The organism is Chromobacterium sp. ASV23 (genome assembly GCF_016428945.1).
GTDB lineage: Bacteria > Pseudomonadota > Gammaproteobacteria > Burkholderiales > Chromobacteriaceae > Chromobacterium > Chromobacterium sinusclupearum.
In genome coordinates this window covers 36,261-62,406 of sequence record NZ_JAELTR010000022.1, presented here as the reverse complement: position 1 = coordinate 62,406, position 26,146 = coordinate 36,261, and the positions used below count along the sequence as shown (strand labels likewise).

Annotated in this window: 16 protein-coding genes and 2 rRNA genes; 13 read left to right on the top strand and 5 right to left on the bottom strand. The window is 64.0% G+C overall.

Translation table 11 applies throughout. The features are described 5' to 3' along the window. Position 1 precedes the first annotated feature (1 nt). From rrf (JHD59_RS11125) to JHD59_RS11100, 6 genes are all read left to right on the top strand, one after another. A 5S ribosomal RNA gene (gene rrf / locus JHD59_RS11125) occupies positions 2–116 on the top strand. Positions 117–203: 87 nt separating this feature from the next. Beyond that, positions 204–318, top strand: a 5S ribosomal RNA gene (rrf, locus tag JHD59_RS11120). A 592-nt stretch (positions 319–910) separates the two neighbouring features. Then, complete coding sequence (gene putA, locus JHD59_RS11115; RefSeq protein WP_199154280.1) at positions 911–4,504, top strand: trifunctional transcriptional regulator/proline dehydrogenase/L-glutamate gamma-semialdehyde dehydrogenase; 3,594 nt, start codon at positions 911–913, stop codon at positions 4,502–4,504. A gap of 132 nt (positions 4,505–4,636) precedes the next feature. After that, the gene (locus tag JHD59_RS11110; RefSeq protein ID WP_199154279.1) at positions 4,637–5,860 is read left to right on the top strand and encodes a branched-chain amino acid ABC transporter substrate-binding protein; all 1,224 of its coding nucleotides are present in this window, start codon (positions 4,637–4,639) and stop codon (positions 5,858–5,860) included. Between the two features lie 106 nt (positions 5,861–5,966). Next, positions 5,967–6,389, top strand: coding sequence for a hypothetical protein (locus JHD59_RS11105; protein WP_199154278.1), 423 nt, complete (start codon positions 5,967–5,969; stop codon positions 6,387–6,389). 76 nt (positions 6,390–6,465) lie between these two features. Next, entirely contained in the window at positions 6,466–6,798 is a 333-nt protein-coding gene (locus JHD59_RS11100; protein WP_368671575.1) for a cysteine-rich CWC family protein, read from the top strand. A 74-nt stretch (positions 6,799–6,872) separates the two neighbouring features. On the opposite strand, the gene bluB is transcribed toward JHD59_RS11100, so the two are convergent. After that, positions 6,873–7,514, bottom strand: coding sequence for a 5,6-dimethylbenzimidazole synthase (bluB, locus tag JHD59_RS11095; protein WP_199154277.1), 642 nt, complete (start codon positions 7,512–7,514; stop codon positions 6,873–6,875). Between the two features lie 55 nt (positions 7,515–7,569). Beyond that, complete coding sequence (locus JHD59_RS11090; protein ID WP_233164006.1) at positions 7,570–8,463, bottom strand: LysR family transcriptional regulator; 894 nt, start codon at positions 8,461–8,463, stop codon at positions 7,570–7,572. A 111-nt stretch (positions 8,464–8,574) separates the two neighbouring features. Between JHD59_RS11090 and metE the strand changes: the two genes are divergently transcribed. Together metE and JHD59_RS11080 are read left to right on the top strand one after the other, a co-directional pair. Beyond that, positions 8,575–10,869: a 5-methyltetrahydropteroyltriglutamate--homocysteine S-methyltransferase gene (metE, locus tag JHD59_RS11085; RefSeq protein ID WP_199154275.1), complete on the top strand. Its 2,295-nt coding sequence runs from the start codon at positions 8,575–8,577 to the stop codon at positions 10,867–10,869. 138 nt (positions 10,870–11,007) lie between these two features. Continuing rightward, complete coding sequence (locus tag JHD59_RS11080) at positions 11,008–12,477, top strand: cobyric acid synthase (protein WP_199154274.1); 1,470 nt, start codon at positions 11,008–11,010, stop codon at positions 12,475–12,477. Positions 12,478–12,498: 21 nt separating this feature from the next. On the opposite strand, the gene JHD59_RS11075 is transcribed toward JHD59_RS11080, so the two are convergent. Both JHD59_RS11075 and JHD59_RS11070 read right to left on the bottom strand, forming a co-directional pair. Next, entirely contained in the window at positions 12,499–13,239 is a 741-nt protein-coding gene (locus tag JHD59_RS11075) for a 3'(2'),5'-bisphosphate nucleotidase CysQ (RefSeq protein WP_199154273.1), read from the bottom strand. Positions 13,240–13,312: 73 nt separating this feature from the next. After that, positions 13,313–15,457, bottom strand: coding sequence for an EAL domain-containing protein (locus JHD59_RS11070; protein ID WP_199154272.1), 2,145 nt, complete (start codon positions 15,455–15,457; stop codon positions 13,313–13,315). A 125-nt stretch (positions 15,458–15,582) separates the two neighbouring features. Between JHD59_RS11070 and JHD59_RS11065 the strand changes: the two genes are divergently transcribed. The 3 genes from JHD59_RS11065 to JHD59_RS11055 are packed head-to-tail and all read left to right on the top strand — an operon-like array spanning position 15,583 to position 23,359. Next, positions 15,583–19,260 (top strand): response regulator, encoded by a 3,678-nt coding sequence (locus tag JHD59_RS11065; RefSeq protein ID WP_199154271.1) that lies wholly within the window; start codon positions 15,583–15,585, stop codon positions 19,258–19,260. After that, a complete protein-coding gene (locus tag JHD59_RS11060) occupies positions 19,257–20,957 on the top strand; it encodes a chemotaxis protein CheB (protein ID WP_199154270.1) in 1,701 nt (566 codons plus the stop codon). The genes JHD59_RS11065 and JHD59_RS11060 overlap by 4 nt, the downstream gene beginning before the upstream one ends. After that, positions 20,954–23,359: a response regulator gene (locus tag JHD59_RS11055; protein ID WP_199154269.1), complete on the top strand. Its 2,406-nt coding sequence runs from the start codon at positions 20,954–20,956 to the stop codon at positions 23,357–23,359. Before JHD59_RS11060 ends, JHD59_RS11055 begins: the two co-directional genes overlap by 4 nt. A 14-nt stretch (positions 23,360–23,373) precedes the next feature. On the opposite strand, the gene fabI is transcribed toward JHD59_RS11055, so the two are convergent. Beyond that, positions 23,374–24,159 carry an enoyl-ACP reductase FabI gene (gene fabI / locus JHD59_RS11050; RefSeq protein ID WP_043625557.1) on the bottom strand — a complete coding sequence of 262 codons (786 nt, stop codon included), beginning with the start codon at positions 24,157–24,159 and terminating at the stop codon, positions 23,374–23,376. 194 nt (positions 24,160–24,353) lie between these two features. Here fabI and trxA point away from each other — a divergent pair, with 194 nt between their 5' ends. After that, positions 24,354–24,680, top strand: coding sequence for a thioredoxin TrxA (trxA, locus tag JHD59_RS11045; RefSeq protein ID WP_043625554.1), 327 nt, complete (start codon positions 24,354–24,356; stop codon positions 24,678–24,680). Between the two features lie 123 nt (positions 24,681–24,803). Next, positions 24,804–26,060 carry a transcription termination factor Rho gene (gene rho, locus JHD59_RS11040; protein WP_103318719.1) on the top strand — a complete coding sequence of 419 codons (1,257 nt, stop codon included), beginning with the start codon at positions 24,804–24,806 and terminating at the stop codon, positions 26,058–26,060. Positions 26,061–26,146 lie beyond the last annotated feature (86 nt).

Here is a 26,146-nt window from a genome sequence, read left to right as displayed (position 1 = left end):
GTCTGGTGGCCTTAGCGAGGTGGTCCCACGCCTTCCCATCCCGAACAGGATCGTGAAACGCCTTAGCGCCGATGATAGTGTGGCATTCGCCATGTGAAAGTAGGACACCGCCAGACGCCTCATACGATAACGCCAAGTCTACGACTTGGCGTTTCGCTTCAAAAGAAGCGAATCCAGAATTACGCGATAGCGTTCACGTTTTTTCTGGCGACCATAGCGAGATGGCTCCACGCCTTCCCATTCCGAACAGGACCGTGAAACATCTTAGCGCCGATGATAGTGTGGCATTCGCCATGTGAAAGTAGGACATCGCCAGATCCCATCTAGAAAACCCCGGACAATCGTCCGGGGTTTTTGCATTCCTGCGCCCAAATTCATCTGTTTGATCATGGCTGAAGCGGGAGAGGGCATAGTCGCCCAGAATTTCCGCCAGTCTTTCACCCAGGGAAGGATTGGTTCGCTGCTTTGCTGCCGCATGGCTGCGGTCTCGGCGTTCGACCATCGCAACCATTTGACGCAAGCTGCAGCGGGCAGCTTGCTGGGACCCAACGACGGGCGCCGTGTCGAAAGCGTGTGCTCGCTGCCGTAGGGGCTGGACCTTGTGACAATCAGAACATTTCACATGTGATTGTCCTGATTGTGGAAGGATTTGATCCCAGTTGGCTGGCTGCGGCAATGAATCCGGAAGGCGCGGATTGCATGGGGTTTTTGCTGTGTCTATCTTGCTAGAGTGAGTGCTTGCAAGCTAAAGAATATTTTATATTGTCCAACAACTTTTATTGCAGTTGTATACAATAGTCCGATTGCCTGGAGCCTGGGGAGCGCCTGGCGGAGAGGTCTTTCGAGGAGCCGCTCAGCACTCGTTAACAGCCCCTGGTCCGGGACAGCAAAAACAATATCGGAGAAGCCCATGCAGTTTGAATCTTTTGCTCATCAGCAGTCTGCCCTGCGCGATGCAATCACCGCCGCTTACCGGCGCGACGAGCGCGAGTGCGTGCAAGCCTTGCTTGCGCAGGCGGCGATGAGTCCCGAGCAGGTCGCTTCGGTGCAGCAGTTGGCGCGCCGCCTGGTGACGGAAGTGCGGCGCGAGCGCACCCGTGCCAGCGGCGTGGACGCGCTGATGCACGAGTTTTCGCTGGACAGCAGCGAAGGCATCGCCTTGATGTGTCTGGCGGAGGCGCTGCTGCGCATCCCCGATCGCGAGACGGCAGACAAGCTGATCCGCGATAAGATTTCCCGCGGCGACTGGAAAGCCCACTTGGGCAACAGCGCGTCGCTGTTCGTCAATGCCGCCGCCTGGGGCTTGTTGGTGACCGGCAAGCTGGTTTCCTCGCACAGCGCTTCCGGCCTGTCGGCCGCGATGACCCGGCTGATCGCCAAGGGCGGCGAGCCGCTGATCCGCAAGGGCGTGGACATGGCCATGCGCATGCTCGGCAAGCAGTTCGTCACCGGCGAAACCATTGAAGAAGCGCTGGCCAACGGCCGCGAACGCGAAGCGCGCGGCTACCGCTTCAGCTACGACATGCTGGGCGAAGCGGCGATGACAGAGGCCGACGCGCAGCGCTATCTGAATGACTATGTCACAGCCATCCACGCGATTGGCAAGGAGTCGAACGGCCGCGGCATTTACGATGGCCCGGGCATCTCGGTGAAGCTGTCCGCCATCCACCCGCGCTACAGCCGCCTGAAGCATGAGCGGATGATGACGGAGCTGCTCCCGCGCCTGAAGGCGCTGTTCCTGCTGGCCAAGCAGTACAACATCGGCCTCAATATCGACGCCGAAGAAGCCGACCGTCTGGAAATTTCGATGGACTTGGTGGAGGCGCTGGCCAACGATCCGGATCTGAAGGGCTTCGAGGGCATCGGCATCGTGGTGCAGGCTTACCAGAAGCGCTGTCCCTTCGTCATCGATTTTCTGATCGATCTGGCGCGCCGCACCGGCCACCGCTTCATGGTGCGGCTGGTGAAGGGCGCTTACTGGGATGCCGAGGTCAAGCGCGCCCAGGTGGACGGCCTGCCGGGCTACCCCGTGTATACCCGCAAGGTGTACACCGACGTGTCCTACCTTGCCTGCGCCAAGAAGCTGTTGGCAGCCCAGGACGCCATCTATCCGCAGTTCGCCACCCACAACGCTTACAGCTTGTCGGCGATCTACAACCTGGCGGCGGGCAAGGATTATGAATTCCAGTGTCTGCACGGCATGGGCGAGACGCTGTATGACCAGGTCGTCGGCGCCGACAAACTGGGCAAGGCTTGCCGCATCTACGCGCCGGTGGGCTCGCACGAGACCTTGTTGGCTTATCTGGTGCGCCGCCTGCTGGAAAATGGCGCCAACTCGTCCTTCGTCAACCGCATCGTCGACGAGAGCGTATCCATTGATGAGCTGGTGACCGATCCGGCGGCCGAGGCGGCCGCTTTTGCTGGCCAGCCGCACAGCAAGATTCCGCTGCCGCTGGACCTGTACGGCCATGGCCGCCGTAATTCCAAGGGGCTGGACCTGTCCAGCGAACATGTGCTGAAGACCTTGCAACTGGGGCTGCAGGCCGCCGAGCAGCAACGCTGGGCCGCCTTCCCCATGCTGGGTGACGGCGATGTCACCGACGGAGAGCTGCTGGCCGTGCGCAACCCTGCTGACCACAGCGACGTGGTGGGCAAAGTGCTGGAAGCCAGCGCAGACGATGTCGAGCGCGCGCTGCAGCAGTCCGCGGATTTTGCCGCCAGCTGGGCGGCTACGCCGGTGGCCGAGCGCGCCGCCTGCCTGAACCGCATGGCGGACTTGATGGAAGCGAATATGCCGGCGCTGATGGCGCTGGCCGTGCGCGAGGCCGGCAAGACCTTTAACAACGCCATCGCCGAAGTGCGCGAGGCGGTGGACTTCTGCCGTTATTACGCGGCGCAGATCGTGTCCGAGTTCGACAACGCCACGCACCCGGCGCTGGGTCCGGTAGTGTGCATCAGCCCGTGGAATTTCCCGCTGGCCATTTTCATCGGCGAAGTGGCGGCGTCCTTGGCCGCCGGCAATACCGTGCTGGCCAAGCCGGCTGAGCAGACCAGCCTGATCGCCGCCTACGCCGTGCGTTTGCTGCACGAGGCCGGCGTGCCGCGCGCGGCCCTGCAGTTCCTGCCGGGCCGCGGCGAAGTGGTCGGCGCGGCGCTGACCGGCGACGCGCGCATCCATGGCGTGATCTTCACCGGCTCCACCGAGGTGGCGCAGATCATCAACCGCACGCTGGCCAAGCGCAGCGACGATACCGTGCTGGTGGCGGAAACCGGCGGCATGAACGCGATGATCGTCGACAGCTCGGCCTTGCCGGAACAGGTGGTGACCGATGTGCTGAGCTCGGCCTTCGACTCCGCCGGCCAGCGCTGCTCGGCGCTGCGCGTGCTGTATCTGCAGAACGACATCGCCGACAAAGTGATCAAGATGATCAAGGGCGCGATGGACGAGCTGACCGTAGGCAACCCGGCCAAGCTGACCACCGATGTCGGTCCGGTGATCGACGCCGAAGCGCAGGCTGGCTTGCTGGCCCACATCGACCGCATGAAACAGTCCGCGCGCGCGGTGCATCAGACCAAGCTGACGGCGGACTGCGAGCGCGGAACCTATGTGGCGCCTACGCTGTTCGAGATCGACAACCTGGCGGAGCTGAAGCGCGAGGTGTTCGGCCCGGTGCTGCATGTGCTGCGCTTTGCCGCTTCCGATCTGGACAAGGTAGTGGCCGAAATCAACGCCACCGGCTATGGCCTGACCCATGGCATCCACAGCCGCATCGACGAAACCATCGCTGACATCTGCGGCAAGATCAAGGTGGGCAACATCTACGTCAACCGCAACATCGTCGGCGCAGTGGTAGGCGTGCAGCCGTTCGGCGGCGAAGGCAAGTCCGGCACCGGCCCCAAGGCTGGCGGCCCGTACTATTTGTATCGCCTGACGCGCGCCGCCTGGCAGCCCAAACTGAATGCTCAGGCTGAGGCGGCGGATCTATCCGCGCTGGAGGCTTTGGCTGCCGCCGCCAAGGGGCAAGGCTTGGCGCTGGACGGCGCGATTGCCGCCGCGCGCCGCGAGAGTCCGCTGACGCGCTCTGTGGCCTTGCCCAGCCCGACCGGCGAAAACAATACGCTGGCGTTTGCCTGCCGCGGCCGGGTTGGCTGCGTGGCGGATGACGTCCAGACCTTGGCCGAACAACTGGCCGCCGCGTTTGCCGCAGGCAACCGCGCGGTGTTGCCGGACAACGAGGCCGGGCGCAAGCTCGCGAGCGCCCTGAATGGCTATGCTGAAGTGGCTGCCGATGTGCTGGCCGCCGATGTGTCCGCCGTGCTGTTTGCCGGCAGCGGCATGGAAGCGGCCCGCCGCAAGCTGGCCGCGCGCGACGGGGCCCTGGTACCGCTGATCCTGCGCGGCGAGGGCGGCTACAATATCCACCGGCTAGTGGTCGAGCGCGCGTTGAGCGTCAACACCACGGCGGCCGGCGGCAATGCCAGCCTGATGAGCATGACTGAATAAGAACTTGCCAGGCTCTGGCCGCGTTGGAATAATGCGGCCAGAGTTTTTACTTTATAAAGAGCAAGTACGGATCCGGCTTAGGCCGGTTATATCGACGCAAGCAGTAGAAGCAAGAGAAGAGGAACGAGAGAGATGCAAGTATCCAAGCTGTCTACCCTGACGTTGGCGGTTGCCGCCGCTGTTGCGCTGTCCGCCTGCGGCAAGAAGGAAGAGGCCGCGCCTGCCGGCGCCGCCTCCGCGCCAGCCGCCGCCAGCGCCGGTAACGTGATCAAGATCGGTTTCGCCGCGCCGCTCACCGGCCCGCAATCTCACTATGGCGAGGAATACAAGAACGGCGTGACCCTGGCCATCGAAGACGCCAACGCCGAGAAACCGACCATTGCCGGCAAGCCGGTGACGTTTGAACTCGACGCGCAGGACGATCAGGCCGATCCGAAAACCGCCACCCAGCTGGCGCAGAAGTTCGTCGATGACAAGGTGGCCGGCATCGTCGGCCACTTCAACTCCGGCACTTCCATCCCGGCCTCCAAGATCTACTCCGACGCCGGCATCCCGATGATCGCGATGGCCACCTCGCCGGTGTTTACCTCGCAAGGCTTCAAGAATACCTTCCGCTCCATGACGTCCGACACCCAACAGGGCGGCGTGATGGGCAAGTTCGCAGTGGAGAAGCTGCACGCCAAGAAGATCGTCATCGTCGACGACCGCACCGCCTACGGTCAGGGCCTGGCCGATGAATTCGAGAAGTCTGCGCGCGCCGCCGGCGGCGACGTGGTGAAGCGTGAATTCACCAATGACAAGGCCACCGACTTCACCGCCATCCTGACCTCCATCAAGGGCGCGAATCCGGACGTGGTGTTCTACGGCGGCGCCGACGCGCAGTCCGCGCCCATGGTCAAGCAAATGAAGCGCCTGGGCCTGAAGGCGCCGCTGATTTCCGGCGAAATGACCAAGACCCCGACCTTCCTGCAGCTGGCAGGCAAGGAAGCCGACGGCACCATCGCCTCGCTGGCTGGTTTGCCGCTGGAGCAGATGCCGGGCGGCAAGGACTACGAGGCCCGTTACAAGGCGCGCTTCAAGGCCGATGTGGCGACTTACTCGCCGTATGGCTACGACGCGGCGCGCACGCTGATCCAAGCGATGGAGCAGGCTAATTCGGCCGATCCCAAAGTCTACCTGCCGGTGCTGGCCAAGATCACCCACCAGGGCGTGACTTCCAGCAACTGGACCTATGACGAGAAGGGCGATCTGAAAGACGGCGGCATCACCGTGTACAAGGTCGAAAACGGCCAATGGAAAGTGATGGAAACCGTCGGCGGCGGCGCGGCAGCCAAGGATGCCTCGGCGGCCAAGTAAGCAGGTTTGAGGGAAAAGAAAACGGCGCGAATTTCGCGCCGTTTTTCATGCGCGCCGGCAATGACAATGTTGTATTGATTCTGCCGATAAGGTCAGGAGGCGGGGAATGAATCGAAATTTGCTGATCGCCGGCGGTTTGAGCCTGCTGGCCAGTTTGCTGCATGTGGCTATCATCTTTGGCGGGCCGGCATGGTATAGATTTTTTGGCGCGCCGGCCCGGTACGCCTGGGCCGCGGAGCGCGGAGAATGGAGGCCGGCGCTGGCGGCACTGGGCATCGCCGCCATCCTGGCGATCAGGGCGCTGTATGCGTTCTCCGCTGCGGGCTGCTTGCGGCGGCTGCCTTTGCTCAAGCCGGTCTTGCTCATCATCACCGCCATTTACCTATTGCGCGGCTTGGCCTTGCTTCCCATTTGGATCTGGCGGCCTGAAGCCGTCAATGCTTTCGCTGTTTGGAGTTCGTTGATATGTCTTGGCTACGGCCTGTTTCATGCGGTGGGGCTGAGCCAGCGCTGGCGGCAGCTGGCCTGATCCGCGCCGCCGCGTTACCATCCCGGCAGTCATTGCTGGAATTCGAGGTGTGGTTTTGGAGCAGTCAGACAAGGCGGTGCCATCCCCCTGCATAGGCGTCTGCCGCTTGGACGAGAGCGGGCAGGTTTGCGCAGGCTGCCATCGCACGCTGGACGAGATCGCAGCTTGGTCCGGTTATCGCGCGGAACAAAAGGAACAGGTGTGGCGGAGGCTGCTGGCGTTGCCGCTACCGGTGCAGCGCAAGACTTGCGCGCGTTGCGGCAGCGGTTTTACTTGCGGCGCGGGCGGGGAGCAAGGCGGCTGCTGGTGCGCGGACCTGCCGCGCGACTTGTCGCCCTTGGCGGCCGATAGCGATTGCCTGTGCCCCACGTGCCTGCAGAAGCAGCTGGCGCAGGGCGCGCCGCGATAAAACCGCTGCTTCACGCGTGCTGGCTTTGGCGGTTTGCCTCTCGCTTGGGCGAGATCCGGCCTGGGGCGTCTTGATCAGGCGTCAGGCCAGTGCTCATCGTAGACCAGATCGGCCAGATTCTGCCGGCTGGCCCAGTTTTCCTGCTCCAGCATCGGCCGCTCGTAAAACGCTTCGACGTGGCCGATGCACAGTATCGCCACCGGCCGCGCGCCTGGCGGGATGGAAAGCAGAGCGGCCAGTTTGGCGGGATCGAATATCGACACCCAGCCTAGCCCCAAGCCCTCGGCCCGAGCCGCCAGCCACATGTTCTGGATGGCGCAGGCCACCGAGGCCAAGTCCATTTCCGGCAGGGTGCGGCGGCCAAAGACATGCCGCTCGCGGCCGTCCATCAGCGCGGCCACCAGCACCTCGCCGCAATCGAGCAGGCCCTCCACCTTCAGCTTCATGAACGCGTCCTCGCGCTCGCCCAGCGCGCGGGCGGTCTGTATCCGCTCCTCCTCCACCAGCGCGTGCATCTGGCGGCGCAATTCGGCGCTGCGGATGCGGATGAAGCGCCATGGCTGCATGAAGCCTACGCTGGGCGCGAAATGGGCCGCGGCTAGCAGCCGCTGCATGATGTCGGGATCGACCGGGTCCGGTTTGAAGTGACGCATGTCGCGGCGCTCGCGGATGGCGCGGTAGACGGCGTCGATGTCGGCTTGCGGGTAACGGTTCATGGTTGGGCAACCTTGCTGTGAGGGCTGTGCAATATCGCGGGAACAGCCGCGGGGTTTACCTGCGATCTCCGCGCGCCAGTTGGACAAAGGCGCTGAGGTAGTCGATGTCGGCGTCCGTTTCGCGGATGCCCAGGAAAATCTGCTTGGCGATGCCATGCTCCCCCAGTTTGACCGCGGCGATGTCCAGCTTGGCGGCGTACTCGTCCACCAGCCAGCGCGGCAGGGCCGCCACGCCGCGGCCGCTGGCCACCATCTGCAGCATGATGTCGGTGGTTTCTATCGGCTTGTGCCGTTTGGGCTGGATGCCGGCCGGCATCAGGAACTGGGTATAGACGTCCAGCCGGTCGATGCTCACAGGGTAGGTGATCAGCGTTTCCTCCACCAGCTGTTCCGCTTGCGCATGAGGCGCATGGCGCAAGGGATGTCCCGGCCCCACCACCAGCACCTGCTCGTAATCGAATACCGGCTCGAAGCGCAGCCCCGGTTTGTAGAGCGGGTCCGGCGTGACCAGCATGTCTATCTCGTAGCCGAACAGCGCGCCGATGCCGCCGAACTGGAATTTCTGCTTCACGTCCACATCGACCATGGGCCAGGCCGCCAGATAGGGCGAGACGATTTTCAGCAGCCACTGGTAGCAGGGATGGCATTCCATGCCGATGCGCAGGGCGCCGCTTTCGCCGCGGGCGAATTGTCTGATGCGCTCTTCGGCGTGGTTCAGCTGCGGCAGCAGCCGGTTGGCTACCGCCAGCAGATATTCCCCGGCCTGGGTTGGCTGCAGGCTGCGCCCTTCGCGGCGCCAGATCGCCACGTCCAATTGGTCTTCGAGTTTGCGCATGGTGTGGCTCAGGGCGGACTGGGTCAGGTGCAGCTGTTCCGCTGCCGCGGTCAGCGAGCCGTGCTGGTCTACTGCGCGGATGATCGCCAGATGGATGCGTTCAAGCGTGGCCATGCGGTTATTCCATGAATGGTTTTCATTGATTGATGAAACAATACCATTTTTCTTCATGCATTGGCCGCTCTACGATGTTTCTACTTTTGGTTATTAAGAAAAGGAGAAATCGTGGCATTTACGCATAACCTGGGATTCCCCCGCATCGGCGCCAAGCGCGAACTGAAGTTCGCCCTCGAATCATATTGGAAAGGCCAGAGCACTCGCGACGAGTTGAATTCGGTCGGCGCCGAGCTGCGCCGTCGCCACTGGCAGGAGCAGTCGGCGCTGGATTGGGCGCCGGTCGGCGATTTCTCCTTTTACGACCAGGTGCTCGACATGAGCTTCGCGCTGGGCAATCTGCCCGAGCGCGTGCGCGATTTCCATGGCGACGCGCTGGACAACTATTTCCGCGTGGCGCGCGGCCGCTCGGCCCAGTCGGCGGAAGAGCATGCCCATTGCTGCGGCGGCGTGGCGGCCGGCGAGATGACCAAGTGGTTCGATACCAACTATCACTACATCGTCCCGGAATTCAGCGCGGCGACTACCTTCCAACTGGATGCCTCGCGCCTGCTGGCGCAGTTGGCCGAGGCCCAGGCGCAGGGCGTCCGGGCCAAGCCGGTGATCATCGGCCCGGTCACCTATCTGGCCTTGGGCAAGGCCAAGGACGGCTCCGACAAGCTGGCGCTGCTCTCGCGCCTGCTGCCGGTGTATGCCGAGCTGCTGGACGCCTTGGCGGCAGAGGGCGTGGAATGGGTGCAGATAGACGAGCCGATTCTGGCGACCGAGCTGGACGCCGGCTGGCAGCAGGCGTTCGCCACGGCTTATCAGGCGCTTGGCACGGGCAAGCCCAAGCTGCTGTTGGCGAGTTATTTCGGCCAGCTGCAGGATAATCTGCCGCTGCTCGCCGCGCTGCCGGTGCACGGCGCGCATCTTGATGCCGTCAATGCCCGCCATGAAGTGGAGGCATTGGCCGCGCAATGGCCGGCCGACCGCGTGCTGTCCGTCGGCGTGATCAATGGCCGCAATATCTGGAAAACCGATCTGAATGCGGCGCTGGATTGGCTGGAGCCGCTGGCGCACACGCTGGGCGATCGCTTGTGGCTGGCTCCATCGTGCTCCTTGCTGCATGTGCCGGTGGATTTGCATAGCGAGCAGAAGCTGGATGCCGAGATTCAATCCTGGCTGGCCTTCGCCAAGCAAAAGCTGGAAGAGCTGCGCGTGCTGGCCACGGCGTTGAACCAGGGCCGCGCGGCGGTGGCCAAGGCGCTGGCGGCCAACCGCGCCGCCGTCGATGCCCGCCGCCAGTCGCCGCGCGTCAACAATCCGGCGGTGAAGGCAGCCGTCGCCAAGATAGACGCGCAGCTGGGCCGCCGCCGCAGCGGCTACGCGCAACGCGCGGCCAGACAGGCCGCGCAATTGCAGCTGCCGGCCTTTCCCACTACCACCATAGGCTCTTTCCCGCAGACCGCGGCCATCCGCCAGGCGCGCAGCCAGTTCAAGGCCGGCGAAATCGATGAGGCGGCCTACACCGCGGCGATGCGCGCCGAGATCGAACACAGCGTGCGCGAACAGGAGGCTCTGGGCCTGGATGTGCTGGTGCATGGCGAGGCCGAGCGCAACGACATGGTGGAATACTTTGGCGAGCAACTGGACGGCTACGCTTTCAGCCAGTTCGGCTGGGTGCAGTCCTATGGCTCGCGCTGCGTGAAACCGCCGATTCTGTACGGCGACATCAGCCGCCCCAAGGCCATGACCGTGCAATGGATCCGCTATGCGCAGTCGCTGACGCAAAAGCCGATGAAGGGCATGCTGACCGGCCCGGTGACCATCTTGAACTGGTCCTTCGTGCGCGACGACCAGCCGCGCGCGGTCTCGTGCTACCAGCTGGCGCTGGCCATCCGCGAGGAGGTGCTGGACCTGGAAAAGGCCGGCGTGCGGGTGATCCAGATCGACGAGGCGGCCCTGCGCGAAGGCTTGCCGCTGCGCAAGGCGCAATGGCAAGAGTATCTGGCATGGGCGGTGGAGTCGTTCCGCATCGCCGCCAATGGCGTAGGCGATGAAACGCAGATCCACACCCATATGTGCTATTCGGAGTTCAACGACATCATCGCCTCGATCGCCGACATGGACGCCGACGTGATCACCATCGAAACCTCGCGTTCCGACATGGAGCTGCTCGACGCCTTCGACGATTTCAACTATCCCAATGAGATCGGCCCCGGCGTCTACGACATCCACTCGCCGAACATCCCCAGCGAGGCGCATATCGTCCAGCTGATGCAAAAAGCGGCGGAGCGCATACCGGCTGAACGCTTGTGGGTGAATCCGGATTGCGGCCTGAAGACGCGCCAGTGGAACGAAGTGATTCCGGCCTTGCGCAATATGGTTGCCGCGGCGAAGCAGCTGCGCGCCGAGCTGGCTTAAGCGCAGAAGCTGCGCGGCCCCGGTTGCGGCCCACGCTGGCCGTGACCGGGGCACTCCATGGCCTTGCTTTCCCGGCGGCTGAGCCGTTGCCGCTCCCGGTATAATGGCGACCTTGATTCCGCGCGCAAGAGAGGCCGCATGAGCGCCAAAACCATCATGATCCAGGGCGCGACGTCCGATGCCGGCAAGAGCGCGCTGGCCACCGGCTTGTGCCGGCTGTTGGCGCGTCGCGGCGTCAAGGTGGCGCCGTTCAAGCCGCAGAACATGGCGCTGAACAGCGCGGTGACGGTGGATGGCGGCGAGATCGGCCGCTCGCAGGCGGTGCAGGCGCAGGCTTGCGGCCTGGAGCCGCACACCGACATGAACCCGGTGCTGCTCAAACCGGCCAGCCGCGATGGCGCCCAGGTCATCATCCAGGGCCGCGCCATCGGCAATATGCAGGCGCGCGGCTATCACGATTACAAGCCCATCGCCATGCGGGCGGTGCTGGCATCGCACGCGCGGCTGGCGGCGCAGTACCAGTGCATTGTGGCCGAGGGGGCCGGCAGCCCGGCGGAGATCAATCTGCGCGACGGCGACATCGCCAATATGGGTTTCGCCGAGGCGGTGGACTGCCCGGTGATCCTGGTGGCCGACATCGAGCGCGGCGGGGTATTCGCCCATTTGGCCGGCACCTTGGCGTTGCTGTCGGAATCCGAGCGCGCCCGCGTCGTCGGGCTGGTGATCAACCGCTTCCGCGGCGATCCGGCGCTGCTGCAAAGCGGCGTGGACTGGTTGCAAGCCTATACCGGCAAGCCGGTGCTGGGCGTGCTGCCCTATCTGCACGATCTGCATCTGGAAGCCGAAGACAGCTTGTCTTGCGGCGCGCCGGCTGCGGCCAGGAGCGGCGGCAAGCTGACGGTGGCGGTGCCGGCTTTGCCCTTTGCCAGCAACCATACCGATTTCGACCCCCTGCGCCTGCATCCGCAGGTGGATTTTCGACTGGTGCGCGCGGGTCAAGCCATGCCGCCGGCCGACCTGATCATCCTTCCCGGCAGCAAAAGCGTGTTGGCGGACCTGGCTTGGCTGCGCCAGCAGGGCTGGGAAGAGGCGATCCGCCGTCACTTGCGCTATGGCGGCAAGCTGATCGGTATTTGCGGCGGCCTGCAGATGCTGGGACGCAAGCTGCATGACCCGCACGGGCTGGAGGGCACGCCGGGCAGCGGCGACGGCCTGGGCTGGCTGGATCTGGAAACCACGCTGGCGTCGGAGAAGCGTCTGACGCGGAGGCGAGGCCGTTTGGCGCTGGACGATGCGGAAGCGGCTGGTTACGAAATCCACATGGGCGTCAGCGAGGGACCGGCCTTGGCCAGACCTGCATTGCGTTTTGCCGATGGCGGGTGCGACGGCGCGCGCTCGGAAGACGACCAGATTCTGGCCACCTATCTGCATGGCCTGTTCGATGAGCCGGCTGCCAGCCTGGCCGTCCTGCAATGGGCCGGCTTGGTCGAACCAGCTGCCCTGGACTATCCGGCATTGCGCGAGGCCAATATCGACAAGCTGGCGGACATGCTGGAAGCGCATCTGGATTTGGGCCCGATCCGTCACTGCTTGCCCGAGCCGCGCTAACAGCGCCTAGAGACAGGCGACCTATTGTTCGGCCGCGATTGCCCCTAGCAGCGTCTCCGCCCACTCCGGTCGGCAGATCAGCAGATCCGGCATGCTCGGTTCGGCCTGGTTGTAGCGGCAGGGGCTGCCGTCTATGCGCGAGGCGTGCAGGCCGGCGGCCAGCGCCACGCCGACCGGCGCGCAGGTGTCCCATTCGTTCATGCCGCCGCTGTGCAGGTAGGCATGCGCCTCGCCGCGCAGCACCGCCATCGCCTTGGCGCCGGCCGATCCCATCGGCACCAGCTCGGCGTCCAGCCTGGCGGCCACCCGCGCCGCCAGTTCCGGCGGCCGGCTGCGGCTGACCAGTATTTTCAGTTTGCCGGACGGCGCGGGGGCCAGTTCCGGTGGCGCTGCGGTGCTGTACAGCAGATGCAATGCCGGCAGCGCCACGGCGCAGGCGGTGGGCGCGCCGCCCTCGGTCAACGCGACATGCACCGCCCAGTCATCGCGGCCGCGTTCGCAGTATTCGCGGGTGCCGTCGAGCGGGTCGATGATCCAGACGCGGTGTTTCGACAGGCGGGAGGGATCGGGGGCGGATTCTTCCGACAGAAAACCGTCTTCGGGCCGGGCGGCTTGCAGCAGGTCCAGGATCAGCTCGTTGGCGTTTGCGTCCGCCAGCGCGCCCAGCTGCTGCGGACTGTTCACGCTGCCTTGTCGCAGATGGTTCAGCAGTTCCGCCGCGTGGGCGGCGGTGATGGCCGTCAGTCTGTGGTCGTCGGGCATGGCGCTGGCCTGGCAATAGAGATGGGAAAAGTGTGCCATTGCCTAGGCGAGGCTGGCAATGGATGGCTTGGTATCAGAAATATTCGACGCCGGCCTGCGGACTCAAACTCGCCCGCTGCAGGATGAAGGCTTCCGCCTCCGCGGCAGGCACCGGCTTGCACAGCAGGTAGCCCTGCACCACGTCGACCTGGATGCTGGAGAGGAAAGTCAGCTGCTCCTTGGTTTCCACGCCCTCCGCCACCACCCGCAAATCCATGCGATGGGCAAGATAGGCGATGGTGTCGCACAAGGCGGTGTCTTTTTCGTCGCTGGCGATATTGCGGATGAACGATTGGTCTATCTTCAGCGTGTCCACCGGGAAACGGGTGAGATAGGACAGCGAGGAGTGGCCGGTGCCGAAATCGTCTATCGAGCTGTGAACGCCCATGGCGCGGAACTGTTGCATCATGCGGATCGATTGCTGCGGCGACAGCATGGTGCAAGATTCGGTGATTTCCAGCTCCAGCGATGCCGGCGCGATGCCGGTTTCCTTCAGCACGCCGGCCACGAACTCCGGCAGCTCCTGGTCGGTGAATTGCGCCACGCTGAGGTTGACCGCCATCTTGATGTCCAGGCCGCAGCGTTTGTCGTGCCAGCGCCTGAGCTGCTGGCAGGCCTCGCGCAGCACCCAGCGCCCCAGCGGCAGGATCAGGCCGGATTGTTCGGCGATGGGAATGAACTGGCCTGGCGAAATCATGCCCTTCTTCGGATGCTGCCAGCGCACCAGCGCCTCCACGCCCACCACCTGGCCGCTGGCCAGTTCGATCTGCGGCTGGTAATGCAGCACCAGCTGGCCTTTTTCAATGGCGTGGCGCAGCTCCTTCTCCAGCTCGATGCGCTCGCGCATCTGCTTACCCATTTCCGCTTGATACAGTTCGATGTGCCGCGTGCCGCGCTGCTTGGCCTGGTATAGCGCCATGTCGGCGTCGCGCAGCAGCTCCTGGCCGTTGCAGCCATGCGGCGCTCCAAGGCTGACGCCGATGTTGGCGGCAATGCTCAGCATCATCTCATCCACGGCGAACGGCGCGGTGATGGTATCCAGCACTTGGCTGGCCAGCGCCTGCGCGGCCTTGGCATTGGCGATGCCGGTTTGCAGCAGCACGAACTCAATGCCGCCCAGCCGGCCGGCATGGCCGGTGCTGCCCGCCAGTTGGCGCAGCCGGTCGGCCACGCAGCTGAGCAGCAAGTCGCCGATGCGGTTGCCGTAGACGTCATTGATGTATTTGAAGTCGCCCAGGTCGATCAGCAGCAGCGCGAACGGCGGCCTTTCCTCATCGCTTAGGGCGCACAGCGCGTTCAGCTGCTCCAGCAGGCCGCTATGGTTGTACAGGCCGGTCAGGTTGTCGAAATAAGCCAGCCGGTTGATTTTTTCCTGGGCTGCCATGCGCGAGGAAATGTCGATATAGCTGACGCGCAGCAGATGGCCGGTTTCGCTGGGCAGCTTGCTCAGCCTGACCTCGCACGGCACCGTTTCCCCGTCCGGCCGCTGTATGACGCGTTCGAATACCTGCACCTCGCCTTGCATGGCGCGGGCGGCATGCATGCGTACGGTCTCCATGGCCGGCAGGCCATCGGGCTGCTCCGCGGAGTACAGGTCGCCCGGCGTCAGGCCTATCAGCGTTTGCAAGGGCCGGCCGGTCAGCCGCTCGGCCTGGCGGTTGGCGTCGACAAAGCGGCCGGTATCCTTGTCGAACACCATGATGGCCTCCGGCGCCTGTTCGATCAGCGCGCGGAAGCGTTGCTCGCTCAGCCGCAGCGATTCGGTTTTTTCCTCCACCAGCTTGCTCAGCCGTTGTTTCAGGCGGGACAGGTCCAGGTGCGTGTTGACGCGGGCCAGCAGCTCGCTGCGTTCGAATGGCTTGGCGATGAAGTCCACCGCGCCGGCGGCGAAGCCTTCCACCCGGATATCGGCGTCGGAGATGGAGCTGAGGAACAGCACCGGAATGTCGCGGGTGCGGACATTGAGCTTCAGCTCGCGGCAAACAGCGACACCATCCATGTCCGGCAGGCTGAAGTCCAGCAGGATCAGGTCCGGCGGTTGTTTTTGCGCCAAATCCAGCGCCTCGGCGCCGCTTTGCGCCGAGCTGACCTGGAAGCCCTGGGTCGATAGCAGAGCCAGCAGCATCATCAGCGTAGTCATGGTGTCGTCGACCACCAGAATGTTGCCAGTAAGCTGCATGCATCCCCTCCTCGGGAATAGGCCCGATGTCTCCAGTCTAGTCTTTTTTCTTTATTTAGTGATTTTGTTAATTGTCTAAACTGCAACAGTTAATGTCGCGTTTGCGGCCATGCCGGGAGATTCGCGTGAAATTGACCGTTGGCAAGAATATGGCGCTGCTGGTGCTGGCTGCGCTGCTGGGCTTGGCCGTGTTGACCGGGCTGGAACAGTACCTGATGGAGAAGGTGTACGAAGGCGCCAATAACGCCAATATCAATGCGGTGCCAAGCTTGAAAATTCTTGGTGAGCTGCGCCGCAATTTTCAGGAAATCAGTACCGAGGCAGGGCGGCTGGATTATGGCGCGGACACGGCCGAGCGTAACCGGGTGGAGGAGAGGTTGCAGGTGGCGCGCGACAATGTCAGCAATGCGCTCCATGCTTATGAAAACGATGGCTGCGCGGGCACCAGTTGTTTTGCTGATGAGGCGGACAAGGCCTATCTGGAAAAAGAAAAGCCGATTTGGCGGCAATACCAGATGATTCTGGACAAAATGCTGCAGGAAAAAGGCTCTAGCGAGCAAAGCGTGGCAAAGGCCCATCAATTGCTGCTGCAACTGGACCCTGTGTCCGACAATATGCTCAGGTTGATTGATGGGCATATTGATTACAACATCGTCATCGCCAAGCGTTTTTCTGACGAGGCGGCAGTGACCAAGCGTAACGCCATCTTGATGACTTTGTTGATCTGCGGCCTGATGCTGCTGGCCATCGCCGTAATCGGCTACGGGACGACGCGGTCGATCCTGGGGCAACTGGGCGGCGAGCCATCGCAAGCGGCCGAGATCGCCGCCCGGCTGGCCGAGGGCGATCTGGCCAGCGATATCCAGCTGAAAACGGGCGACCAGAGCAGCCTGATGGCGCGGATCAAGCAGTTGACCGAGTCGCTGGAGCACCTGGCCAACCGCGCCTACGCCATCGGCCAGGGCGATCTGAGCCAGGAAGTGAAGCTGGCCTCGTCCAAGGACCGACTGGGCATCGCCATCAACGAGATGATACGGATGCTGCGCATCGCCCGCGCCGAGGACGAGCGGCGCAACTGGCTGAAGGACGGCTATAGCCAGGTTTCCGCGGCGCTGACCGGCGATCTGGCCACCGAGCAGCTGGCGGATGCCGCCATCGGGCTGATCGGCCGTTATCTCGATGCCGGCCGCGGCGTGTTCTACCTGTATCGCGAGGCCGAACAGCGGTTGGACCTGATCGGCAGCTATATGTACACCGAGCGCAACAATCTCGGCGCCAGTTTTGCCTTGGGCCAGGGCGCGGTGGGGCAGGTGGCGCGCGAGCGCAAACCCATCATCCTGGAGGTGACCGACGACGACGCCGCGCCCATCGTCACCGGCACCATGCTGGCGCTGCCGCGCTTCACTTATACCTATCCGCTGCTGCATGAGAAAGAACTGGTCGGCGTGATCGAGCTGGCCAGCTTCGAGCATTTCGACGAACGCAAGCTGGAATACCTGTCCAACATCACCGGCATGCTGGCCTCCTTCCTGTTCGCCGCCGAGCAGCGCGTGCATATCCGCAAGCTGCTGGCGGCCAGCGAGGAGTCCGAGCGCGAGATGCGCGCGCAGAGCGAGCAACTGCGAGAGAGCAACGCCCGGATGGAGGAGCAGCAACAGCAGCTGCAGCAACAGGCCGAAGAGCTGCAACAGACCAATGCCCAGATGGAAGAGGCGCAGCAGCTGTTGCGGCAGCAGACCGAGGAGCTGCAGCAGACCAATGCGCAGATGGAGGAATCGCAGCAGCAGTTGGAGCAGCAAAACCAGGAGCTGGAAGAGGCGAAAAGGCAGCAGGAGGCCAAGGCGCGGCAGCTGGACCAGGCCAGCAAGTACAAATCGGAATTCCTCGCCAATATGTCGCATGAGCTGCGCACGCCGCTGAACTCCATCATCCTGCTGTCCAAGATGATGGTCAGCTCCGAAGACGGCGAGGTGCAGGGCGAGGCGCAGAAGTGGGCGCAGGTGATCCATCGCTCCGGCGAAGACCTGCTGCGGCTGATCAACGACGTGCTGGACCTGTCCAAAGTGGAGGCAGGGCGGATGGACGTGCATCTGGCCACGCTGAGCAGCCGCGACCTGTGCTTCGAGCTGCAGGGCATGTTCGAGCATCTGGCGCGCGACAAGGGCCTGGACTTCGTCATCGACGACCAGCTGCGGCGCGATTTCGTTTCCGATCCAGACAAGCTGTCGCAGATTCTGCGCAATCTGCTGACCAATGCCATCAAGTTCACCCGCCAGGGCAGCGTCACCTTCCGGCTCAGCCACCATCCGAACACGGCGCTGCCGATCCGGCTCAGCGTGCGCGATACCGGCATCGGCATTTCCGAAGACAAGAAGGGCGTGATTTTCGAGGCCTTCCAGCAGGCCGACGGCTCCACCTCGCGCGAATTCGGCGGCACCGGGCTGGGCCTGACCATCAGCCTGCGCTTCGCCCAGATGCTGGGCGGCACCATCGAGCTGGAAAGCAAGCCGGGCGAAGGCAGCGAGTTCAGCGTCTGGCTGCCGGAAAGCGCGGCCGCCTCGCGCGAGGCGGCCAGCCTGACGCCGCCGCCGCGGCTGGAGATGGCGCGCGACGATAGGGACGCGCTGCAGCCGGGAGACCGCGCGGTGCTGCTGATCGACGATGATCCGGTGTTCGGCCAGATGCTGCTGACGATGAACCGGCGGCTGGGCTACAAGACTTTGCTGGCCGGAACCGGCGGCGAGGGGCTGGAATTGGCCGAGCGCCATCAGCCGGCAGGCATTCTGCTGGACCTGGGCTTGCCGGACATGGACGGCACCCAGGTGCTGCACGAGCTGAAGACGCGTCAGGCGCTGGCTTCGATTCCGGTATACATCGTCTCCGCGCGCGACCGCGACGAGGCCTTGCTGCAGCAGGGCGCCATCGGCTTCTTGCGCAAACCCGCCAGCGACAAGCTCTTGGCGGCGGCCGAGGCCGAGCTGGTGCGCGCGGTGGGGGGGCACGCCGGCGGGATTCTGGTGGTGGAGCGCGGGGGGATCAGCCGAGACGAAGTGGCAGAGCTGGTGGGCGAAACCGGCGGCGCCATCGTCGGCGTCGGCCCCGAGGCTGACTGGCCGGCCTTGCTGCGGGAGAGCCGCTGCCGGCTGGCGATCATCGACTTGGGCGCGGCGCCGGTCGCGGCCAGCCTGGGTGTCGCCGCCGCCTTGCGCGAGGCCGATCCGGCTATCTCGCTGGTGTTTTACGCCAGCCAGAGCCCGGACGACGAGGACGAGGCGGAGCTGCGCGCCTACTCCGACTGCATCATCGTCAAGACGCCGCAGGCGGGGCAAAGGCTGCTGGAGAACGTGGAGCGCTTCCTGCGCGACGTGCCGCGGCAGCAGGCGGCCTTGAAAGCGCCGCCCGCCGCAACGGGCAGCCGGCTGCTGGAGGGGCGCAGCATCCTGGTGGTGGATGACGATCCGCGCAATCTGTTCGTGGTGACGGCCGCGCTGGAGCGGCACGGCGCCAAATTGTCCAGCGCCGTCAACGGCCGGCGCGCGCTGGAGTTTCTGGAGCAGCAGCGGCCGGATCTGGTGCTGATGGACATCATGATGCCGGAGATGGATGGCTATCAGGCCATCGCGGCGATCCGGGCCAACCCGGCCTGGGTCGATCTGCCGGTGGTGGCGATCACCGCCAAGGCGCTGCCGGCGGAGCGGGAAAAGATACTGGCTACCGGCGCCGATGACTATCTGTCCAAGCCCGTGGACTACGACGTTTTGGTGGCCAAGGCGGCGCAATGGTGCGAGGGCCGCGCCAAATGAGCGTGACGGTTCAGCAGCGCGGCGGGCAGTGCAAGGCGGCGGTGCTGGGCCGGCTGGACACGCATGAGGACCGCTCGGCGCTGCTGGCCTTGCTGCGAACGGAGCCGGCCGAGCCGCTGGAACTGTGCTTCTACGATGCGGATATCTTGCCGCCGGATGTGCTGTTGGCCATCGCGGACCGGCTGGACGCAGGCGGCAAACTGAAAATACAGGCCTATCACGCCTTGCTGGCTCACAGCCTGGCGCGGCTGAGCCTGCCGACGCGGCAGGTGGCGGCCAAGGTGGAAGAGCCGGGCGAAAGGCCGCCGCTGCGCGCGCTGGCGCTGGCCGGCTCCGCGCAGAGCCTGGAGCCGATTCTGCGCATCGTCGAGGCGTTGCCGTTGTCGGACGTGGTGGCGTTCATCGCCCAGCATGTCCAGGAGGATCAGGCCAATCTATTGGATCAGCTGCTGAAGACGCGCACCGGCTATGTAGTGGAAATGCCGCAGCAGATGACGCCGGTGCGGCCGGGCACGGTCTATGTGGCGCCGCCCGGCCACCATATGAAGGTGGCGCACGGTTACGTCTATTTGACGCGCGACCGCCAGATACAGTTTGCCCGGCCCTCCATCGACGTGCTGTTCCAGTCGCTGGCCGCGGAGTATGGCGACAGCGCGCTGGCGGTTTTATTGTGCGGTTATGGACGCGACGGCGCCGATGGCTGCGCCGAGCTGCGCCAGGCAGGCGGCTGCGTCATCGTGCAGGATGGCGACGAGTGCGCGCCGGCGCGGGCCATGCCGGACGCCGCGCGCAACGACGGGCATTACGATTTCGTCCTTAAGCTGCCGGCCATCGCCAGCCTGGCCGCCTCGGCCGCGGCCGGCGCAGAGGCGGAACCGGACGGCGCGCTGCTGGATCTGTTTCTGGAGGCGCTGGCCAGCCACTATGGCTACGACTTCCGCCACTACCAGCGCGACAGCCTGAAGCGCCGCATCCTCAATCTGATGAGCCAGTTCAATCTGCGCGCTTTCTGCGATTTCCAGCGGGCGGTGCTGACCGACGCGGCGCTGTTCGAGCGCCTGTGCGCCGAGCTGCCGGTGGGGGTGACCAGCTTCTTCCGCCATCCGCAGCAGATGAAGCTGCTGCGCGATGAGATTCTGCCTTATCTGTCCAGTTTTCCGCTGATCAAGCTGTGGTCAGCCGGTTGCTCCACCGGCGAGGAGCCGTATTCCCTGGCCATCGTGCTGGAGGAGCTGGGCCTGCTCGACCGCAGCCATCTGTTCGCCACCGACTTGAATCCATACCTGTTGGAGCTGGGCAGCAGCGGCTTGTTTCCGGCCGGCGCGCTGGCGGCCAATCGCGAAAACTATCTGGCCAGCGGCGGGCCGCGGCTGTTCGACGCCTATCTGGCCGCCAACGGCCGTTTCCTGAAAATGGAAGACAGGCTGCGCCAGCGCATCCTGTTCTATCGCCATTCGCTGACCGACGAAGGCATCTTCAATGAATTCCAGCTCATTGTCTGCCGCAATGTGCTGATCTATTTTGACGCCGAGCTGCAGCGCCAAGTGCTGCGCCGCTTCGCCCGCTCGCTGCATGCCGAAGGCTTTCTGGCGCTGGGGCCGCAGGACGGCTTGCACCGCCAGGCGCTGGATGCCGGCTTCGAGCCGTATTGCAGCGGCAGTTACCTCTATCGCGTCGGCAGAGGAGCGGAACGATGAGCGCCAGCTTCGCCATTCTGGTGGTGGACGACAATCCCAACAACCGCGTCACGCTGCGCGCCTTGTTGTCCAGGCTGTCCGACTGCGAAGTGCGGGAGGCCGCCTCCGGCGAAGAGGCCTTGATGGCCACGCTGGAGCACGAGGTCAACCTGATCCTGCTGGATGTGCAGATGCCGGGCATGGATGGTTTCGAGACGGCCGGCCATCTGCAGATGACCGAGCGCACTCGCGGCATCCCCATCGTCTTCGTCACCGCCATCTTCAAGGCCGAGGAGTTCATCAGCCGCGGCTACGGCCTGGGCGCGGTGGACTATCTGATGAAGCCGCTAGACGACAATCTGCTGCTGAACCGAGTGCGGCTGTACCAGAAGCTGCATGAGCGCGAGACGGCGCTGCACGCGCGCAGCCTGGCGCTGCAGCAGGCCAACACCCAACTGACCGAGGCGTTGGGCGAATTGCAGCGCAGCAGCGCCGAGCTGGCGGAAGCGCGAGACGCCGCCGAGGCCGCCAACCGCGCCAAGAGCGATTTTCTGGCGGTGATGAGCCATGAGATACGCACGCCGCTGAATGGCGTGATCGGCATGACCGACCTGCTGCTGCGCACCCGGCTGGACGAACAGCAGCGCCATTACGTCAATGTGGTGCATCGTTCCGGCGAGAACCTGCTGTCCATCATCAGCGACATCCTGGACTTCTCCAAGATCGAATCCGGTCGCTTTGAGCTGGACAGCCAGCCGTTCTGCCTCAATCAGCTGGTGGAAGAGATCGTCGAGCGGCTGGCCCCGGTGGCCTGCGGCAAGGGCCTGGAACTGATGTGCGCGCTGCCCCTGGAGCCGGTGGATGTGTTTGGCGACGGCAAGCGGCTGGGCCAGGTGCTGACCAATCTGGTCGGCAACGCGGTGAAATTCACCGAGTCCGGCCAGGTGGTGGCGCGGGTGGACCGGCTGGAGGAAAACAAGACCGAGGTGGCGTGCCGCTTCAGCGTCCGCGATACCGGCATAGGCATCTCGCCGGAGCAGCGCAGCCGGTTGTTTCAGCCGTTCTCTCAGGCCGACAGCTCCACCACCCGCCGTTTTGGCGGCACCGGTTTGGGGCTGGTGATTTCGCAGCGGCTGGTGGGCATGATGGGCGGCGCCATCGATCTGGAAAGCGAGCCCGGGGTCGGCACGGAGTTTCATTTCGTTCTGCGGCTGCCGCGCGCGCCGCGCAGCCTGCCGGCCGAGCCGACCGAACTGCTGAGCCGGCTGCGCGTGCTGGTGTTGGATGACAACGCCACTAATCTGGAAATCCTGCGCAGCCAGCTGGAGTCGTGGCGCTGCCAGGTAAGCGTCTGTCAGCATCCGGCCGAAGCCTTGAGCTTGCTGGGTGCGGCGGAAGGACGCTTCGACCTGATCCTGTCCGACATGATGATGCCGGAGATGGATGGACGGATGTTTCTGGAGGCGGCGCGCGAGCGCATGCGGGGCGTCATGCCGCCCGCCATCATCCTGAGCTCCGCCGCCGATGATTTCCAGCAGTTGAACGCCGCCGCCAAGCTGGCGCGCCAGGTGTTGACCAAGCCGGTGCGCCGATCCGACCTTTACAATGCCTTGTTGCAGGCGCGCGCGCCGACCGTTGCCGCAGAGGGGGCGCATGGCGCGCCGCCGCAGACGCTCAGCGGCAGGGTGTTGCTGGTGGAGGATAATCTGGTCAATCAGGAACTGGCGCAGGCCATGTTGCGCAATCTGGGGTGCGAGGTGGAGCTGGCGCGCAATGGCGAGGAGGCCTTGGCGCGTTGCGCGCAGAGCCGCTTCGATCTGGTTTTGATGGACTGTGAAATGCCGGTGCTGGACGGATGGCAGACCACCCGCGCGATTCGCGAGCGGGAAGCCGGCGGCGAACGGCTGACCATCATCGCGCTGACCGCCAATGCCGGCGCCGGCGAGCGTGAGCGCTGCCTGCAGACGGGCATGGATGACTATCTGGCCAAGCCCTTCACGCAGAATGCCTTGCTGGAAGTGCTGGCGCGCTGGATGAAGCCGGGGGCGGATCGCCCGGATGAGGGATCGTCTGACAAGAAAGACGAGGGCTGGCTCGATCCGCAGGCGCTGGCAGGCATCCGCGACATCGATCCCGGATTGTTGCCGCGGATGGTGGCGGCCTGGCTGGCGGAAGGGCCGCGGCTCTTGGCCGCCATACATCAGGCGGCCAAGAGCGGCGACGGCAAGGAACTGTTCCGCGCGGCTCATGCGCTGAAGAACGGCGCCGGCAGCGTAGGCGCGAAGCGTCTGGCCGAGCTATGCCAGCTGCTGGAGCAGCTGGGCAAAGCCGACGATCTGGTGGATGCGGCCAGTGTGGTAGAAGACCTGGATCAGGTTTTCTACCACTCGCAGGAAGCGCTGAAGGCGCTGCGCGAAGAGTAGCGCGGGATGCCTGCTTACTCCGGCACGTTCAGCGCGTTGACGCTGTAGCCGGCGTCGACGTAAGTGATCTCGCCGGTGATGCCGGAGGACAGGTCTGACAGCAGGAAGGCGGCGGCGTTGCCCACTTCCTCGGTGGTCACGTTGCGGCGCAGACAGGCTTGGCCGGCCGCCATGTTCAGCAGCTTGGAGAAGCCGGAGATGCCGGAGGCGGCCAGGGTCTTGATCGGGCCGGCGGAGATGCCGTTGACGCGGATGCCTTCCTTGCCCAGGCTGGCGGCCATGAAGCGGACCGAGGCTTCCAGGCTGGCCTTGGCCAGGCCCATCACGTTGTAGTTCGGAATCGCCCGCACCGCGCCCAGGTAGGACAGCGTCAACAGCGCGGCCTTGCGGCCCTGCATCATCGGGCGGGCGGCCTTGGCCAGCGCCGGGAAGCTGTAGGACGACACGTCGTGCGCGATCTGGAAGGCCTCGCGGCTCAGCGAATCCAGGAAGTCGCCTTCCAGCGCTTCGCGCGGGGCAAAACCGATAGAGTGCACCAGACCATCCAGGCCATCCCATTCCTTGCCCAGCTCGACGAACAGTTGATTGATCTCGTCGTCGTTCTGCACATCGCAGCGGTAGACCAGCTTGGAGCCGAAGTCCGCCGCCATTTCACGGACGCGAGTCTCCAGCTTGTCCACCACATAGGTGAAAGCCAGTTCGGCGCCTTCGCGATGACAGGCTTGCGCGATGCCATAAGCGATGGAGCGGTTGGAGATCATGCCGGTGATCAGGATTTTCTTGCCTTGCAGAAAGCCCATTTGGTGTCCTTCACATGTAAACAGCGCGACATTATACCGAATGGCAGCCATTTGCAGCAGCCATCCATGCGCTGGATGCAGTATATAACCCGATGATAGGCAGGGATTCTTCCGCGCAGCCTGCGGTTGCCGCAAGCGGCTGCGCTTGCTACCATCGGGGATTAGGCAAGCTATTTAATTTCGACGAGGAAGCCATGAGCGATTTGATCCATCACGTAACCGACGATTCTTTCGAACAAGACGTGCTGAAGGCCGACACCCCGGTGCTGGTTGACTACTGGGCCGAATGGTGTGGTCCGTGCAAGATGATCGCTCCGATTCTGGACGAAGTGGCGACCGCCTACGCCGGCAAGCTGAAAGTGGCCAAGCTGAACATCGACCAGAACGAGCAGACTCCGCCTAAGTTCGGCATCCGCGGCATCCCGACCCTGATGCTGTTCAAGGATGGCCAGGTTGTGGCTACCAAGGTTGGCGCGCTGTCCAAGAGCCAGCTGACCGCCTTCATTGACAGCCAACTGTAAAGCGTCTATTCTCCACGCACAATCTTCAAGGCGGGTGGCATAAAAAGCCGCCCGCTCCGTTTACGCTTCCACACCCCCGACGGCGTTCCGCCTGAATACTACCGAGTCGACCTCACGACCGCTATGCACTTATCTGATCTCAAACATCTTCATGTTTCCGAGCTCGTGGAAATGGCGATTTCCAACGAGATCGAAGGCGCAAACCGTCTGCGCAAGCAGGATCTGATCTTCGCGCTTCTGAAAAACCAGGCCAAGAAAGGCGAGAGCATCTTCGGCGAGGGTACGCTGGAAGTGCTCCCGGATGGCTTCGGCTTCCTGCGCAGCCCGGACACCTCGTATCTGGCTGGTCCGGACGACATCTACGTCAGCCCGTCGCAGATTCGCCGCTTCAATCTTCACACCGGCGACTCCATCGAGGGCGAGATCCGCACCCCGAAAGACGGCGAGCGTTACTTCGCGCTGGTGAAGGTGGATAAGGTCAATGGCGAAGCGCCGGAGAACTCGAAGCACAAGATCCTGTTCGAGAACCTGACCCCGCTGTTCCCGACCGAGCAGTTCAAGCTGGAGCGCGACATCCGCGCCGAAGAGAACATCACCGGCCGCATCATCGATCTGATCGCGCCCATCGGCCGCGGCCAGCGCGCGCTGTTGGTGGCGCCGCCCAAGTCCGGCAAGACCGTGATGCTGCAGCATATCGCGCACGCCATCACCGCCAACCATCCGGACGCGGTGCTGATCGTGCTGCTGATCGACGAGCGTCCGGAAGAAGTGACCGAGATGCAACGCTCGGTGCGCGGCGAAGTGGTGTCGTCCACCTTCGACGAGCCGGCGACCCGTCACGTGCAGGTTGCCGAGATGGTGATCGAGAAGGCCAAGCGCCTGGTCGAGCACAAGAAGGATGTGGTCATCCTGCTGGACTCCGTCACCCGTTTGGCGCGCGCCTACAACACCGTGGTGCCGGCCTCCGGCAAGGTGCTGACCGGCGGCGTGGACGCCAACGCGCTGCAACGTCCGAAGCGCTTCTTCGGCGCCGCGCGCAATGTGGAAGAGGGCGGCAGCCTGACCATCATCGCCACCGCGCTGATCGACACCGGCAGCCGCATGGATGACGTGATCTACGAAGAATTCAAGGGCACCGGCAACTGCGAAATCCATCTGGATCGCAAGATGGCGGAAAAGCGCATCTTCCCGGCGATGAACATCAACCGCTCCGGCACCCGCCGCGAGGAGCTGCTGATCCCGCAGGACCAGCTGCAGCGGATCTGGGTGCTGCGCAAGCTGCTGTACCCGATGGACGACCTGGAGGCGATGGAATTCCTGCAGGACAAGATCAAGGCCACCAAGTCGAACCAGGCCTTCTTCGACTCGATGCGCCGTTAAGCGGCCCTCGTCGCAAAACATGCCAGACCATGCCGGTCTGGCATTTTTTTTGGTACATTGAGACATGGATTTGCCAAGCCGCGTTT